The organism is Streptomyces sp. R35, assembly GCF_041053035.1.
Taxonomy (GTDB): Bacteria; Actinomycetota; Actinomycetes; order Streptomycetales; family Streptomycetaceae; genus Streptomyces; species Streptomyces lutosisoli.
The window spans coordinates 118,584-134,611 of record NZ_CP163440.1; the positions used below are offsets into that span (position 1 = coordinate 118,584).

The window sequence follows — 16,028 nt, forward strand, 5'->3', positions numbered from 1 at the left end:
TCCGCGCGGTCCTCCCGGCAGGCCGAGCTCCACCAGGCCCTGATTCTCCAGGGCGTTCACCTGCTGCTGGTGCGGTGGGAGGAGCTCCGTGTCGAGCGTCCAACCGTGCCCGGCCACCTGCCAGCGCCCGCACAGCGCCTCCAGCACGGACAGCCTTCTCCCAACTCCTCATCCCACTCCCCGCGTTGTCTGTGCCCGGGTCGCCGGCTCCCGCCCGCCGGGTTGTAGGCAACGGCCTGGACGTGGTCGGGCAGCTTCGGCGAGAGGCTGGCGGCGATGGCGGGCCACCAGTCCAGCACGGGTTCCATCGCCGCAGATGAACTTCCTTGAAGGGGTCGCCACCGTCGACGTGATGTACGCCTTCCCACTGCTTCTGCTCAGTGACAGAAGTGGGTGGACCCCGTCACTCGCTGCTATTTTCGGATGGGCGTTTGCCGGTTGGGGTGCAACGCTGGGCTGGTGGGAACGAGTCCTCTACACGACGACGGCCCCCGAAACGCGCACCGGCTTCCCAACCTGACGCGTTCCGAGGGCCTCTCCCAGGCGAACCCGGAAGGAGAAGTACGTGCTCGTACCTCACTGTGCCTGTTCCCCACATTGCGGCCCCGCACACGGCAACCAACGGTGGACCATCACCGTCATCACCGTGATCATCATCGTCGGTGTCCTTGCTCAAGTAGGGCTCAGCGCCGAATGGCTCGCGGCCATCGCCGCAACGACAGGCACCGCACTCGGCTATCAGCAGAAGTAGTGCCACCCCGTGCCCCGGCTGCGCGGCCGGGGCACGGTCACTTCAGCTACTGCATCTGTGCCGCCAGATTCGGCAGTGCCGCCGCCAGCACTTCCTTGAGCCCCGGAAGGGAGAAGTGAATCGGCCCTACCTGGACGCCTCGCAGCTCACAGCACCTGTGGCTGAGGAATCCAGCCAAGCAACTCTGAAGCCACCCCGAGCACCCAGTGGGGAGATTCAGGGTTGTGGCCGCGCTTCCATGATGGCTACGGCCGGAGGAGGGTGCGGGCTTCGACCAGAGCGAGGCCGACGGAGACGGTGTGGAGGTCCTGGCGGACGGTGTCGGTGAAGATGCGTCTCGTGGCCGTGCACCAAGTGATGAGGCAGCCGAACGGGCGTGAGCCACCTGGCAGTTGAGACCTACGAGTCGGGATCACCGACCCGGCCTTATGCTGGCTGCGCGATCAGGTCATCAGTGGACGGGGGCGGCGTGGACCTCATCATCTCTCTTCCTGACGAGTCCGCAACGGCTTCACTGGCCGACTGGCTTCTGGACGACCCCTCTCTCAGGGGGCTCGTCCGTATCGTTCACAGCCCACCGACGCCCGGTATCCTTCACGGTCAACCGCCGCAGATCCAGGTGTCCGTTGCCTCGGCCTCGGCGCTCGCCTCGGCGGTCACGGCCTGGCTGCGTTCCCGGAGGGGATCCGCCCAGGTCACCATTGAGGGTCCGTCGGGCCAGCAGGTGGTCCTCACGGACGCGAGCCCTGACGACGCAGCCGAGCTCAGCCGCGTCCTGGCGGCACCAGGGAGCCAGCAGCGGGACGAATCGATCACCACACTCGATAGTCACACTCCTCCCGGGCCCCCGCTCGACCCAGATGATGACTGGCCACGGGAAACGCCGGAGCGATAACCGTGGGAGACATCGCCAAAGGTGTGCTCGGAGGCGGTTGGGCACTGCTGGTGGGGTGGATCCTGCCTACAGCTCTCAACCTTGCGGTCTTTGCCCTCGCCGTTGCCCCGAGTCTGCATCGTCCCACCGTGCTCGATTCTTTGTGGCCGACATCCAATGGCCCTACCGCGCTCGTGTTACTTGTGGCCGCCGTCCTGCTCGGACTCGTCCTGAACGCCCTGCAGACACCCCTCTACCGCCTCCTGGAGGGGTACGCCCTGTGGCCGGCTTCTGCTTACGAGCGAGGTTGTCGGGTGCAGCGATCCCGGCGCCAAAGGACAGCCGACCGCCTCGCCGACCCCGCCTTCACGTCGTCCATCCGACGCGCCCTCCTCCGGGAGAAACTCAGCCGCTATCCGGTGAGCGACAAACAGATCACTCCGACCCGGCTCGGCAACGCCATTCGCCGCTTCGAGGAGTACGGATACGATCGCTACCGCCTCGACACTCAGGTGCTGTGGAACGAACTGACGAGCGCCGCCCCGGAGCCCGCCACCAAGCAGGTCGTCACCGCCCGCACGAGCGTCGACTTCTTTGTGGCCCTGCTGTACGGGCACGTGGCCGTGGCCGTGACCGCGTTCGCCTCGCTGTCTGCCTCCCACGCCCACCGACCAGTGCTCGTCATCACTGGGGTCAGCCTGGTCGTCCTGACCCCGGCTTGGTACCACGCCGCAGTGGCCGCCACGGACGAGTGGGCCGCAGCCGTACGGGCCCTGGTCAACCTGGGCCGCAAGCCCCTTGCCGACGGGCTTGGACTCGCCCTCCCCAAAAGCCTGGAAGACGAACGCGGCATGTGGCGGCTGGTCACACGCATGTCCACCAAGCCCTACGCTCCGGCCGCTGACACTGCTTTCGAGCCCTACCGCATCGGCCCGCCCCAGGCGACTGGAGAGCCTCCGCAGCCCGATTCCTGACCCGACGCCTTGCCTCACCCTGCTCAGCGCGGGAGTCGTCAGCCAGGCGTAGTCATCATGGAAGAGCGGTCACAACCCATCAGCTGGCCACTCTGACGCTCAGTGCCGCTCTGGCCGGCTCACGGAAATGCGGGAACCGCTCGGCCTTTGGGTCCAACACGTCGATCAGGGTGATGAGTTTCTGCTGGAGTTCGGCAAGCCGGGGCACGGCCGGAGCGGTGTTCTCGGCGAGCCGGTCGATGTCCGCAAGGAGCGGGGCGATCCAGCGACGGAACGTCTCGTCACCATCGAGCTTCTCGCAGAACTCGGCGTAACCCAGACACCTGCGTCGGCCCGGTTCTCCCTCCGGATGGACCATCAACTCTCCGACGGCCCGTTGCTCGGCACGGAAGAGGCGCAGTGCGTTGCTGGCCGTCGAGATGCGACTCAGGGCTGTGCCGACGGACGAGATCATGGTCACGGCGCGCTGGTTGGCCCGTGACTGACCGAGGTCGAGGAACTGGATGTCCCGCCGTAGGATCTCCACCCACCCCAAGTACTCGGCGAGCACAAACACCGTGCTGCGCCGCACGTACTCCCGCTCCTCCGGCGTGCCCAGCAGATGGAAGGAGGTCATGAAACCGCGGGATGGGCCCGGCGAGAGGTCGACCTCATGGCCGTGCAGGATGTTGTACAGCCTGGCCTGCAGGTCGTACGCGGCCCAGGCCAGCGAGGCCCCGTAGGAGTCCATCAGGTTCCGCTGCTCCAGCAGGCGCAGGCGCCGCTGCGTCCAGTAGCCGAGCACCGCCGTCGTGGCCGCGCCTACCAGCGCCACGAGCGCGGACACAAACGTCAGCGCATCCACCGCCCTGCCCCCTGAACTCCCCGGCCCGATCACCCGTCTGCGTCAGCCGACGCGAAAGGGCGACGAGCCCCGAGCGTATCCGGACCGCGGCTCCCGGACCGGCCCGAACCACTGGCCCGCACCCCGTGCCCGGGTCTTCCAGCTACTGGTGTAACTCGGGGTGGGTGAGTTACCGGCGGGCTGCGCGAAGCATTGCCTGCCGAGTCCGGCCAATCAGTACGCCTCCGTAGGCCGCGACCGGGCCGGATACCCGCACCGCGCCCGCGGTACCGCGCAGACACAGCCGCAACACATTCCCATCCCCGACGCGATGCCATCCCGGGCGACGCAGCTGGTGCCCCCGACGCTGAGGCTGCCGCCAGTACGCTGGTCCGCCGCCTCACTCAACAGCTGGCCGCCGACCGCCGCAAACACCGTGAAGAAGTTGCCCAACTGCAGGCCGTTCTTGCTACGGCGCACGGCGAACTACTCGCCCTGTGACGGCACTTGCAGGGGTGAGGCGGCCGCCCTGCGGGCCATCTCAACCGTCAGTAGCCTCTCAGGAATGACGACGCTACAAGATCTCGCCGCTCGCCTGGACCGAGTCGAGACGGAACTCGCACTGCACCGGCTGGCCCACGACTACTGCGTGGGTGCCGACCACCGCGACCCAGTCCGCTGGGAGGCAATTTGGACAGCGGACGCCGCGTGGGAGACCAGCTCGGACCAGATATTCACGGGGATCGAAGCCATCCGCGCGGCGGTCGAGCAGCAGTGGCAGGCATTCCCGATCATGCAGCATGCCACTGCCAACCACACGGTGGAAATCGACGGCGCTGCCGCGACCGGACGATCGGACGTCGTGGTCCTGGCCCAACTCCGCGACCACCGCTGGATTGCCGGTGGAGGTACCTACGAGGACGAATACCGGCGCGAGGGAGGGATCTGGCGCATAGCCCGGCGCCGGGTAGTACGTCCCTTCGACCTCGCGCCTTTGGCACCAAGCGATGAACCCGTCTATGCCAACGAACCAGTCCGGGCCAACGCTGGCGATGCTGATGAGCCGCACCAGTAGAAGGCGTTCAGCGGCATACCGCTGACGAACGGGCCAGGACAATCAATCCTTCACAGGGTCGCGACCCCGGATAACAAGTGGTCGTACTCGGCATCGCCCAGCTCGCCCTTGTAGCCGTAGGAGGCTGCGTTGAGCTCCTTCTCCTTGCCGGTGACGGACGTGGAGGGGCGGATGCCGGAGGTGTAGCCGCCCTTGCGGCAGATCGTCGACTTCAGATTCGCCTGCGTGACCGCCGGGGAGATCGCGCCGGGCGTGCACTTCGGATCCTCCAGCGGTTCCCCCTTTTCGTACTGGTAGTGGCAGCTGCCCGCATCCGGCTGCTGCTGCACCGTGTACGTCTCCTGCGGCCCGGCCCCCACCGCGATCGCCCGCCCGGGCGCCCCGCCCGCAGCGCCGGTTCCCGACGGGCCCGCCGCCGGCGTCCCACTCGGGGATGTGCTCGTGCCGCCAAGCGAAGCGGGCGAGCAGCCGGCCACGAACACGGAGGCGAGCAGCACGGACGTCGCGGCGCGGGCAGCGGAACGCATGACGACCCTTCACGAGCAGGCAACGGCTGAGCAGATGCTGCCCCAGCCGACCGCCACTACACCGCGCGAGGTACCACGGAGCGCCCACCCAGTAGGACAATGAGTGCGCGTGGCCTATCCGCTCCGGGGCGCATCCGGACGCGAGCGAGGAACTCCAGGGTGTGGAGGCCACGTGGCGGTGTTCGCTGAGGACGTGACGTTCCCTCAGCCTGCGGCGGTTGGCCATCCGCCGCCCGTGGGTACAGGAGGATGCAACCCGGCACCACCCGCCAGGCACGTACCAGGCCGCATGAGGTCGGTTGCTCGCCGCTGACACCGCGATCAGAGCACGCGGGATCGTCCTGGTCGTTGGCGTACGTCTCGCGCTCCCTCGCTGTCCGCGCGGACGCGCCGCTGTCCCATTCGCCTGTCTGCTGCACCTGGCGGGTGGCAGCAGCGGAGCCCGCTTCTGGTGGCGCTTCGCCGCCGGAGTCGAAACGGCGTCCAGTGGCGTCGCGATCAGACGATTCCCGGGATGCCTTGGCACTTCCACCCGCGATGCGGTCCAGCTGGCCTCGTGGGCGCCGCGCTGCTGGAAAAGGTCGACCGGGCGGCGCTTTTGGCCAATGACTGACCGGTCTAGGCCACACGTAGCGGTCCTGATGGCATGAGCACGACCAGAATCGTATGGTCACATTCGGTAACTTCATGATCGCTTCGGGTTGCATTCGGGCCGGGCCGTGATCGAGGGGGTTGAAGTGGCACGATCTTCCAGGCTGCGGCAGGCCGTTGTCGGCGTTGTGACCGCATGGGCCGTGATCTTCGCGAGCGCCGCCGCGAATGCGGTGGCGACGGAGAGGCCGCAAGTCCCGTCCGCGCCCGCCACCACTACAGACGGGCCAAGACCCGCAAAGCCTCAGAGACCGATGACGCTGAAGCAGCGCCAGGAACAGGTGAGGCGACAGCATTTCAAGGCCCCGCCTCGGAAGATCCGACGGCAGGAGGTGACTGCCGCCGAAGCAATCGCCAGTTCTGGAAGGAACGCAGCCCGAGCCCGCTCCGTAGCAGCGGCGACCGAGGGCACGACACGGGGGCGCACCGCCGCGCAAGCCGCCGATGCGCCCAGCGGGAATCCGAACTACATCGCCGTGGTCGGCCCGGAGGGTTCCTACCGGTCGCTGGTGGGTGCGAGCCCGTTGGGCCCCGACGCGCTCGTCGGGCAGGTCTTTAAAGGCGAGACGCTTCTTGCGAGTGTCGAAGTCACCCACTCCGACTACACCCACGACGCGGACGGCAAGCTCGCCGACGTGCTGCACCAGGTCAAGGTGACCTGGGAAGTCAACTGCGGCGGTACTGCTGTTCCATACGATCTTGGCCAGGTCGTGACGGCTCACTCGGGTGCCTATTCGCTGGTCCATCCTGAAGTCAGCAATCCGGTCCTGACCTTGCAGGCACCAGTAGACCCAGCCCAGTGCGTCGAAGCCAGGGACCCCACCGGTGACTACCTCATCAAGGCCCTCGTCACTGTCGTGGACGTCGAGGGCGGCGGCACCGGCGGTGCGGTCACGGGGATGTCCTTGGCACCGGTGATACCTGACAACCAGACGTACGGATGCGCCCCGGAATGCGCGTCCCTGAGCACTGCCTTCGCACAGCCGCAGGCCCAGCGCGGCGCCTCGGTGAACACGGCCACGGGCGCGTTCTCGGGCGCCTTTACCGACATCCGACAGTCGTCCGTCGGAGGCGGCCTCGACCTCACCCGCCGCTACTCCTCCGACAACACCGCCACCGGCTCCCTCGGCCGAGGGTGGACACTTCCCTGGGACGCCCAGCTGTCCAAGGACGCCGACGGCAACGTCACTTACACGTCGGAGAGCGGGGCGAAGTACCCGTACACCAAGAAGTCCGACGGTACATTCACGGCCCCCGCCACCACACGGTCGGCCCTGAAATCCCTGGCCGACGGCACGTACACCCTGACCACCCCGGACAAGCGGATCCTGAGCTTCGATTCCGGCGGACACCTCACCTCCGCCAAGAACCGCTCCGGTCAGGGTGTGACCTACCGCTACACGGCCGGCCACCTGGCCTCCGTGACCGACGCGGCGGGCCGGGCGTCGACCGCGACGTACTCCGGTGACCTGCTCTCGCGCGTGCAGCTCGGCGACGGCCGGCACGTCGACTACGGATACACCGGCGGCCGCCTGGCGAGCGTCACCGGAACCGACGGCAAGCAGATCACCTACGGCTACGACGCCGAGGGCCGCCTCGATTCGATCCAGGACGCAGCCGGGCACTATCCCGTCCGCAACACCTACGACTCCCAAGGGCGCGTGGCCGCGCAGAAGGACGCTCTCGGGAACAACACGTCCTACACCTACCGGAACGGGGAGACCGACACCACCGCCCCGGACGGCGGCGTGTGGACCGACGTCCACGCGCACAACTACCTGCTCGTCCAGTACGACCCCTTCGGGAACCGGACGTTCTACAACTACGACGGTACGGCGAACCTCAACAGGGCCACCGATCCGCTGGGCAACTTCACGTCGTACAGCTACGACACCGCAGGGCGCCTCAAGACGGAAACTGCGCCGTCCGGCGCCCGCTGGCAGTACGCCTACGACACGAACGGGAACCTGACCAAGTCGACAGACGCCGAGGTGCACGCAACGTCGTTCACCTACACGGCGGACAGCCTTCTGGCCTCGGTCAAGGACCCCCTGGGCAACACCACCGCCTTCACCTACACCGCCACCGGGCAGCTCGCCACGGAGACCGGCCCGCTGCAGAACACGACGGCCTACGGGTACGACGCGGCCGGGAACCGTACGTCCGTCACGTCTCCGAGCGGGGCCACCACCACGCAGGCCTTCGATGCGTCGGGACGCGTGATCAGCAGCACCGACCCGCGCGGCAACGAATCCGGCGCTGACCCCGCCGCGTTCACTACGAGGTACACGTACGACGACGCCGACCGGCTGCTGACCACCACGGACCCCAAGGGCCGCACAGCGAAGCACGGTTACGACGCCGTCGGCAACGCGACCTCGTTCACCGACGCCGCGGGCAGGACGGCGTCGTACACCTACGACGCGGCGAACCGGGCCACCGGTCTGAGTGACCCCGCGGGCAATACCACCCTGCAGTCCTACGACGCGATGGGACGCCTTCTTTCCGCGACCGACGCGGCCGGCGGCAAGACCACTTACGCGTACGACAAGGCCGGCCGCAGTGTGTCGATGACCACCCCGCGCGGCAACGCGGCCGGCGCCAACGCCGCGCAGTACACCTGGACGTACGGCTACGACGCGGCGGGCAACAACACGACGATCACCGACCCGCTCGGCAACACCACCGCCACCGCGTACACCGCCGACTACCAGCCCGCCTCGGTCACCGACCCGCTGGGCTACGTCCAGAAGTACACCTACGACGGCATGGGCAACGTCCTGCGGGCAACCGACGCCCTGAGCCGGATCACCATCAGCACGTACAACGCCAACAACCAGCTGGCCACGGTCAGGGACCGCTCCACCAACACCACCACCTACACCTACGACGCGGCTGGCCGGCTCGCGGCCGAGACCTCGCCACTGGGCAACAAGATCACCTACGCCTACAACGGCGACGGCCTCCTTTCCGACACCGTGGAGCCCCGGGGCAATGCGACGGGCGCAAACCCGGCCCAGTACACCTGGCACACCTCCTACGACGCCGCGGGCAACGCCACCGGCGAGACCGACCCGTTGGGCAACACCACGACCAGCGCGTACGACGCGGTCGGCAACGTCGTCAAGACCGCCGACGCCCGCGGCAAGGCGACCAGCTATGCCTACGACGACCTGGACCAGCTCACCAAGGTCACCGCACCCGACGCCGGCACCACCGACCTCGCATACGACGCGCTGGGCAACATGACGTCACGCGTCGACGCCAACCAGCACACGACCACATACGCCTATGACGAGACCGGACGCCTCACCAAGGTCACCGACCCGCTGAACCGCTCCACGTCCTACGCCTACGACGCCGACGGCAACCGCACCACCGTCACCAACGCCCGCGGCCAGACCATCACGAACGCCTTCGACGCCCGCGATCTGCCGACCAAGGTCACCTTCTCCGACGGAACGCCGACCGTCAGCTACACATATGACACAGCAGGACGGCTCGCGACGGTCGCCGACGGCACCGGCACCCGCACCCTGACCTACGACGCCGAGAACCGCCCCCTGACCATCACCTCACCCGGCGCCACCAATCCGTTCAAGTACACCTACAACAACGACGGCACCGTCAAGACGCGCATCTACCCCGACGGTTACGCCATCAGCTACGCCTACGACACAGACGGCCGCATCAAGGCGCAGACCACAGGCGGCAAGGCCATCACCTACGGCTGGGACCCGGCGGGCAACCTCCTCACCACGCAACTGCCCACCACGACGGCTCTGACCGAGACCCGCACCTACAACCGCGCGGGCCAGCTCGCCTCGATCTCCGAGGGAACCGGTGTCCGGGAGCTGACGAGAGACCCCGACGGCCGCGTCGCCACCGACCAGTTCAAAGACGCCACCACCACCGGCCTCGCCAATCGCTACGCCTACGACCCCGCCGGACGCCTGAGCCAGTCCTGCACCGACACCATCTCCACCACTTCATGCCTGGACGGAACCAGCGGCACCACCTACGGCTACGACAAGGCCGGCAACCTCACCGTCTCGAAGACCGGCACCACCAGCGTCACCAACGCCTACGACGCCGCCGACCAGCTCACCAACCGCACAGCAGGAACCACTAGTACGTCCCTGACCTACGACGCCGACGGCAACCTCACCAAGGACGCCAACGGCACCTACGCCTACGACGCCCTGAGCCGGGTCAAGTCCGCGACCGTCGGCGCCAACTCCTACACCTTCGTCAACGACGCCGACGGCAACCGCGCGATCACCAACAAAAACGGCACCCTGGACCGCACCACACGCTGGGACATCAACAACCCGCTGGCCCAGATCGCCACCGACGCCGACAGCACCGGCGCACGGATCGCCGACTACAACTACAACCCGGCCGGAATCCCCCAGGCCCTCAACAAGCCCTCCGGAGTCTTCTACCTCCTGCACGACCGCCAGGATTCCATCAGCTCGGTCCGGGACGCCACCGGCGCAGCGACCTACACCTACACCTACTCTCCGTGGGGCGAGGCCGCCGGCACGGCCGCCACCGCCAACGGACAGACCAGCCCGTTCGCCTTCACCGGCCAGTACACCGATCCGTACCTCACCGGCCGCCTCGCCCTCAGGGCCCGCAGCTACGCCCCCACACTCGGCCGCTTCACCACCGTCGACCCGGTACCGGCCGACGTCGGCAGCGCCAACCCCTCCCCGTACGCGTACGCCGCCAACGACCCGGTCAACCTCTCCGACCCGTCCGGCCGGTGCGCGCTGTGCGTCAGCGCCGGCATCGGCGCGGCCTTCGGTGCCGTCATCGAAGGCGGGATCTACTCCTGGCAGCACCGCAATGGCGGCTTCAGCTGGAGCGCGCTCGCCAAGGCGAGCGGGAAGGGAGCGATCACCGGCGCCATCGCCGGAGCCCTCATGCCGGGCGTCGGAAACGCCACGGCCCGAGGCCTCGGCCTCAGCGGCGGCCGGGCCCTCGCCACGTCGGCCACAGTCAACGCGGCCGTCGGAGCGGGTTTCTCCTGGGCGGTCAACCAGGTCAACTGCCGCCCGACCGGCCCGTGGGATCTGATCCTCGGCGCCCTCGGCGGAGGCGCCAGCAGCCTTCTCAGCCCCGCTTACACCTGGCTCCGGGGGAAACTGTCCCTTTCATCGTCATCCGTGCCACCTCGCTTCGGGCCGGGGGCTGCGCACGCGGATGATCCGGCGGTCGTGCCGTCGGCGGGTACGGGGCCGCATCTCGCCCTCGGGCTGCGCAACATCCGCGGCGGCGAGCGAGGGATTCTGAAACGGTTCGCGCGGGAGCAAGGCGCGATCATGTTCACGGATCCGATCTTCGGGCTGCCGGGCGGCGGTACCACGATGACGCCAAAGATGGTGGCCGACATGATCGACGTGGTCGTCAACGGGAAGGGACGCATCTCCTTCAACATGGAGGGCATTCTGATGCTCGACGAGATGCTGTCCGGAGCACCGACGTACGCAGGCCAGTCCGTGACAGCCCAGGAGCTCAGATACATCTGCGGCCACGCAGCTGCCAGGGCCATCACCACCTTCGTGAACGGCAACGCACCATGCTGAGAGTGTGCGAGCGAACGAACATGCTTCGCGACATACAGAAACGGCTACGGTGACCGAGGGGAACGCATGCGAACACGCGGTGAAGAGTGGCAAGTTCTGCTCCAGAGGTACGCGTTGCCGCAGGCGCTGGACAGTCGTTTCACCGAGAGCTTGGCCTCCTTGCTTCCGGCAGCTCACCAGAATCCGACCTTCCGATCCCTGTACCCCGTTATCTCCATGTGGTCGCTGACAGTGACCGACGCCGACAATTTCGAGGACTCCACAGACACACTTCCCGCCATCGCGGCGATGGACGGCGTCTACACGGTGCTGGCCTGGCCCCATTCGGAAGGCACAGTCCTTTTCCAGACCACTGATCCCGCCGAAGCCGTGGAATTCGCGGCCAAGCGGATCGAGGAACAACATGCAAGATGAGGTGTGCCGGAGCTGGGGCGGATGGTTCGCCCCCAGGGCGCCACGCTCCCCACCTGGATAGACGCCGTCGACTCAAGCCAACTGCCCGGCCTCACCGGCTTCGCACTCCACCTACTTCGAGACCTCGACGCCGTGACAGCCGGACTCAGCCTGCAACGGCGCCGCCGGAGAACACCGCGTCGCCGAAGAGCATCTCGCCGCCGGAGAACACCGCGTCGCCGAAGTCCACGCTGCAGTCGATGGTGACGCCGGTGAGGTCGAGATCGCAGCCCTGCCAGGAGCGATGGGTGCCCCGAGGGCGTCGGTAGTGGTCTCCAATGAGGCGCAGGATCGTGTGGCGGACCTTGCGAAAGGCCAGGTAGCGGTGATGTTCCTCCTGGTGGGCGGGGTCGCTTCCGGGGTCGGGTGTGAAGGGAAGCTGGAGGTAGGCGCACAGAACGTCGATACAGGTCTGACGCAGGCTGTCGTCGGGGGCGTCGTCGGCAAGGCCGGCTAGGGCGTGGACGCCACCGAGCCTGACGGCCGGGGAGGCCGAGCCGAGTTTGTCGACGGCCTGGGAGAAGCGCTCGGTGTGGAGCCGGGTGGCCTCGCGGTGGGCGCCGGCTTCATCGACGCGCTGACGGCGGTAGGCGACGACGAGGGCGACGAGCGCGCCTGCCCCGGCGACCACTCCAAAGGAGAGTTTCACCAAATCGAAGAGTGTCTTCGCGTCGAGCTTGGCGGAGTTCTCGATCTCCTGGAAGTCCAGGAGGACCACCAAGCCGTAGAAGACGCCGCCCGCGACCACGACCGCAGCGGCGAAGGTGACCGTCAAGGCTCGGCCGACCTTCCACAGTCGCAACTCCCGATCATTCGGGGTTGGTCGCGGCCTTCGGTTCGCTGTCATGAGGATGGAGACAGGACTCGGAGATCTGTGGTTGCAGTTGGCACCCGTAGGTTCGGCCCCGTGGGTCAGCGCCCGGCACCCCTACCCGCAGGGCCTACCCACCGAGGGCTGCACGGCGTGCTGTAAGACTGGCCCATGGACGCAGGATGGGCCGCGGTCATCGCCGGGGCATCGGGGGCAGGCGGAGCCGCTCTGGCCGCATGGGCGACCGGACGGGCCATGGTCCGCCAGGTCCGCGAACAGGCAGAGCAGGGGTTCGACCATTGGCTCCGGGAACGCCGCCAAGAGGCGTATGCGGCCCTGCTCAGTACGGGCGACGCCCTGCAGGACGAGCTGAACACCGTCATCGGCCACACGATCACCCCGGCGCCGCCTGACGAGCAACACGCGGCCTGGCGCGCGGTGAACGCCGCGCTCAGGGAGGTCGACCGGGCCGGCCGCACGGTCGCGGTCGTGGGCCCGCCGCGCGTCGCCCGGAATGGGCTTGCGATGCGCGCAGCTCTGTACGACGCTGTGGCCGTCTGGCGTGATCCAGCGAACCCGCCAGCAGACCAGCGCGCCATTGCACACGCCACCGCCAACCAGGCGTGGGAGGAGTCCGCAACGCTCTTCCTGGCGCAAGTGGAGCAGGCTATGCAGACCTTCGACGGTGTCCGGCCGGGCTAGGCCCCTTACAGCGGCTAACACAATGAGCTGGTTCGGTCCTGCTGGCCGTGCCCATGGGGGGAATTGAGCGTTCAGCCCGGTATGGGGGCGTCGCCTTGGATCGTGCCGGATGAGTTGTGGGACAGCTTGGAGCCGCTGCTACCGAAGCGGCCGAGGCGGTTCAGGTATCCGGGGCGGAAGCCGTTGCCGGACCGGGAGGTCTTCTGCGGGATCTTGTACGTCCTGCACACCGGCATCCAGTGGGAACACCTCCCTCAGGAACTCGGGTTCGGCTCGGGGATGACGTGCTGGCGCCGGCTCCGCGACTGGAACGAGGCGGGCGTGTGGCAGCGGCTGCACGAAGTGCTCCTGGCCGAACTGAACGCGGCCGCGCGACTGGACTGGTCGAGGTGCGTGGTCGACTCCTCCCACGTTCGGGCCTTAAAAGGGGGCTCCACACGGGGCCGTCGCCGGTCGACCGAGGGCGGGCCGGGTCGAAACACCACGTGATCACCGACGCCACGGCACCCCGCTCGCCGTCCTGCTGACCGGCGGCAACCGCAACGACGTCACTCAGCTCCTGCCGCTGCTCGACGCCGTCCCGCCGGTGCGCGGCAGGGTCGGACATCCCCGCCGCAGGCCCGACTCCCTGTTCGCCGACCGCGGCTACGACCACGACGTCTACCGTGACCAGGTCCGCGCCCGCGGCATCGTTCCCGCCATCGCCCGACGCGGAACCCTGCACGGGACCGGCCTGGGCACCTACCGGTGGGTGGTCGAGCGAACCATCGCCTGGCTACATGGCTTCCGCCGGCTCCGCATCCGCTGGGAAAGACGAGCCGACATCCACGAAGCCTTCCTCAAGCTCGCCTGCTGCCTGATCACCCACAGACAACTCAGGTCATTGTGTGAGCCGCCGATAGCCGGTTAAGAACTTCGTTGGGGGTGAAGCTCCAGCCGACCAGGCGCGGCCCGCTCCAGTTGATGCCGATCACGAGTCCATCCCGGGCGGCATCGGGCAGTACGCGATCGCACCAGGTGTCCAAGGGCATGGACTCAACGCGGAGCTCATGCCCCCAGATCTTTGCTGCCCTCTGGGCGCGGGGCGAGGTCGACCAGAAGGGAAGACTTCGCGTGCCGTCCGCAGAGAGGTGAGTCGGGCTTCCGTCGTCATCCCGGACAAGCCAGACCACGCTGCTTTGGCGGACGTCTCGGAAGAATGCCGCCGCTTGCGAACCGCTCTGACTCATGGCCACCGAGCCTACCGTTCTCCAACACTCATTTCGTTAGGAGTTCTTAAGCTCATCACGGCTCGGCGAGAAGAACAGATGCAGCTCGTGCGCGGTGATCAGCCGCTTGAACCGCGGATACGCGGTCCTCTCGATCGATGTCACAACCCACCCCAGGCCCCAGACGACGCTCAACATCACCACCAACGACACTGAGCCGAACGGGTGACGGGGGCGGGTGCCCAGGGCTTCAAGATCATCTCATTGCCCCTTTGGCGCGCATCTCGGCCGTACCCCAAGGAGGCAAAGGCCAGTCCACCGGGCGATCAGAGCAGTTGGGTGAGCGCGCGTCCATGCCAGGGACGACGACCCGCATGTCGGCGACGAGTCCGCCGGTGGTGTCGGCGTAGTCGCGCACGCGGTTGAAGGCGAGTTCGTGATCGCGGTCGACGACCGCGAAGTGCGGTGTCGCGCGGGAGCTACCGATAGCCGGGATCGGACGAGTCAGGGTCGCCCGTGCTGGGGCCAAGATCGTCGATGAATTCCTCGAACGCGAGTGACTTCACAAGGTCGGTGACGATCGCTTGCACCAGTAGGTCGTTGGCCCGACGGAGCGTGGAGAGACCCCGCAGTCCGAGGAGCGCCATGGGGATCCACAGGAGTACCCACAACCAGTGCACTTGGGCGGTCATCACACAGCTCAGGAAGATGCCTGCCAGGCCCACGTTCACCTTGAGATCGGCTTCGGCCGTCAGCCGGTCGTAGTCCCCGTACATGTCCTTGTTCGCGGTGTACAGACGCGTGCTCAGCTGCGGCAGGTCCTCAACTAGTTGATGCATGGCCTTGTCAGCAGTGCCGGGAGACCTTCTTGTTGGGTGCACCCTGCGGCTGAGTCTGTCCCAGCTGTACTTCGTAAGCTTCTTCGCAGCCGGCTTGGTCAGCTCGCCTGTATCGATGCTGCCCCAGCGAAACCTGCCCTCATCCGCTTCATCCCATGGATCCGGCAGCGGTCTCCGAGAGAGGGTGATGACGATCCGGAACCAACGGCTAAGGGTTGCGGCACGAACCTCCAGCACGCTTCCCATGAGGTAGGCGAGGAAGGCGCCGACCGCGAGAGCCGCCAGCTTCCCGAGCCAGGGCATCACGTCGTAGAGCGGCTTCAGGTGCCCCTCGTCTTTGGCTGTCGTCGGGATGCTGTCGCGAAGCAGCAGATAGAGGGACAGCGCGTAGAGGTATCCGGTCGCCAGTGGGGTGCGGAGTTGCCGGAGGCCGGGCAGCAGCGAGGCGAGCACATGGTCATGGTGGTCCCGCGGACGCTGCTGGGGACTACGGACACGCGGCGGGTGCTCTCTGTTCGCGGCCCTGCGGCCGACACGGCATGGCCATCGGCCGTGAGATTTGGCCACGGACTTTGAGAGGGCTTTTTGAGACTTGATGTCCGTTTAGCCGTTGGGGTTGGGTGAGGTCGGCTGGTCGCCTGCCTCGGCGGCGGGTTACGGGCGCGTCTGGGCGAACAAGCCCGGTTCGGTCTTGGTGAGGATGCCGCGGCCGACGAGGCGCTTGAGCTTGGCGCGCATGCCCTCGATGG

11 protein-coding genes and 2 pseudogenes are annotated in these 16,028 nt (G+C 67.3%); 8 read left to right on the forward strand and 5 right to left on the reverse strand.

Annotated elements, in window-relative coordinates:
* Positions 1 to 212 precede the first annotated feature (212 nt).
* From AB5J50_RS00570 to AB5J50_RS00580, 3 genes and pseudogenes are all read left to right on the forward strand, one after another.
* Positions 213 to 520 (forward strand): annotated as a pseudogene (locus tag AB5J50_RS00570) (hypothetical protein); the annotation flags it as partial.
* Between the two features lie 700 nt (positions 521 to 1,220).
* Positions 1,221 to 1,646: a hypothetical protein gene (locus AB5J50_RS00575; protein WP_369253848.1), complete on the forward strand. Its 426-nt coding sequence runs from the start codon at positions 1,221 to 1,223 to the stop codon at positions 1,644 to 1,646.
* Between the two features lie 173 nt (positions 1,647 to 1,819).
* A complete protein-coding gene (locus tag AB5J50_RS00580; protein WP_369253850.1) occupies positions 1,820 to 2,599 on the forward strand; it encodes a hypothetical protein in 780 nt (259 codons plus the stop codon).
* Between the two features lie 79 nt (positions 2,600 to 2,678).
* Here the strand turns inward: AB5J50_RS00580 and AB5J50_RS00585 are convergent, their stop codons facing one another.
* A complete protein-coding gene (locus tag AB5J50_RS00585; protein ID WP_369253852.1) occupies positions 2,679 to 3,443 on the reverse strand; it encodes a hypothetical protein in 765 nt (254 codons plus the stop codon).
* 544 nt (positions 3,444 to 3,987) lie between these two features.
* Here AB5J50_RS00585 and AB5J50_RS00590 point away from each other — a divergent pair.
* Complete coding sequence (locus AB5J50_RS00590) at positions 3,988 to 4,497, forward strand: nuclear transport factor 2 family protein (RefSeq protein WP_369253854.1); 510 nt, start codon at positions 3,988 to 3,990, stop codon at positions 4,495 to 4,497.
* A 50-nt stretch (positions 4,498 to 4,547) separates the two neighbouring features.
* On the opposite strand, the gene AB5J50_RS00595 is transcribed toward AB5J50_RS00590, so the two are convergent.
* Positions 4,548 to 5,024, reverse strand: coding sequence for a hypothetical protein (locus AB5J50_RS00595; RefSeq protein ID WP_369253856.1), 477 nt, complete (start codon positions 5,022 to 5,024; stop codon positions 4,548 to 4,550).
* Between the two features lie 983 nt (positions 5,025 to 6,007).
* Between AB5J50_RS00595 and AB5J50_RS00600 the strand changes: the two genes are divergently transcribed.
* Positions 6,008 to 11,266 (forward strand): RHS repeat-associated core domain-containing protein, encoded by a 5,259-nt coding sequence (locus AB5J50_RS00600; protein ID WP_369253858.1) that lies wholly within the window; start codon positions 6,008 to 6,010, stop codon positions 11,264 to 11,266.
* A gap of 66 nt (positions 11,267 to 11,332) precedes the next feature.
* A complete protein-coding gene (locus tag AB5J50_RS00605) occupies positions 11,333 to 11,680 on the forward strand; it encodes a DUF6193 family natural product biosynthesis protein (protein ID WP_369253860.1) in 348 nt (115 codons plus the stop codon).
* Between the two features lie 145 nt (positions 11,681 to 11,825).
* On the opposite strand, the gene AB5J50_RS00610 is transcribed toward AB5J50_RS00605, so the two are convergent.
* A complete protein-coding gene (locus AB5J50_RS00610) occupies positions 11,826 to 12,521 on the reverse strand; it encodes a hypothetical protein (RefSeq protein ID WP_369253862.1) in 696 nt (231 codons plus the stop codon).
* Between the two features lie 180 nt (positions 12,522 to 12,701).
* Between AB5J50_RS00610 and AB5J50_RS00615 the strand changes: the two genes are divergently transcribed.
* Together AB5J50_RS00615 and AB5J50_RS00620 are read left to right on the forward strand one after the other, a co-directional pair.
* Positions 12,702 to 13,232 carry a hypothetical protein gene (locus AB5J50_RS00615; protein ID WP_369253864.1) on the forward strand — a complete coding sequence of 177 codons (531 nt, stop codon included), beginning with the start codon at positions 12,702 to 12,704 and terminating at the stop codon, positions 13,230 to 13,232.
* Between the two features lie 81 nt (positions 13,233 to 13,313).
* Positions 13,314 to 14,142, forward strand: a pseudogene (locus AB5J50_RS00620) (IS5 family transposase).
* Here AB5J50_RS00620 and AB5J50_RS00625 read toward each other — a convergent pair.
* Complete coding sequence (locus tag AB5J50_RS00625; RefSeq protein ID WP_369253866.1) at positions 14,108 to 14,461, reverse strand: DUF2750 domain-containing protein; 354 nt, start codon at positions 14,459 to 14,461, stop codon at positions 14,108 to 14,110. The pseudogene AB5J50_RS00620 and the gene AB5J50_RS00625 sit on opposite strands and share 35 nt — an antisense overlap.
* Before the next feature lie 458 nt (positions 14,462 to 14,919).
* Positions 14,920 to 15,732 carry a hypothetical protein gene (locus AB5J50_RS00630; protein ID WP_369253868.1) on the reverse strand — a complete coding sequence of 271 codons (813 nt, stop codon included), beginning with the start codon at positions 15,730 to 15,732 and terminating at the stop codon, positions 14,920 to 14,922.
* Positions 15,733 to 16,028: the final 296 nt, after the last annotated feature.

Excerpts from the sequence above, each read along its gene's own strand:
- AB5J50_RS00605 (WP_369253860.1), top strand. The coding sequence starts at position 11,333 with ATGCGAACACGCGGTGAAGAGTGGCAAGTTCTGCTCCAGAGGTACGCG.
- AB5J50_RS00590 (WP_369253854.1), top strand. The coding sequence starts at position 3,988 with ATGACGACGCTACAAGATCTCGCCGCTCGCCTGGACCGAGTCGAGACG.
- AB5J50_RS00615 (WP_369253864.1), top strand. The coding sequence starts at position 12,702 with ATGGACGCAGGATGGGCCGCGGTCATCGCCGGGGCATCGGGGGCAGGC.
- AB5J50_RS00625 (WP_369253866.1), bottom strand. The coding sequence starts at position 14,461 with ATGAGTCAGAGCGGTTCGCAAGCGGCGGCATTCTTCCGAGACGTCCGC.
- AB5J50_RS00595 (WP_369253856.1), bottom strand. The coding sequence starts at position 5,024 with ATGCGTTCCGCTGCCCGCGCCGCGACGTCCGTGCTGCTCGCCTCCGTG.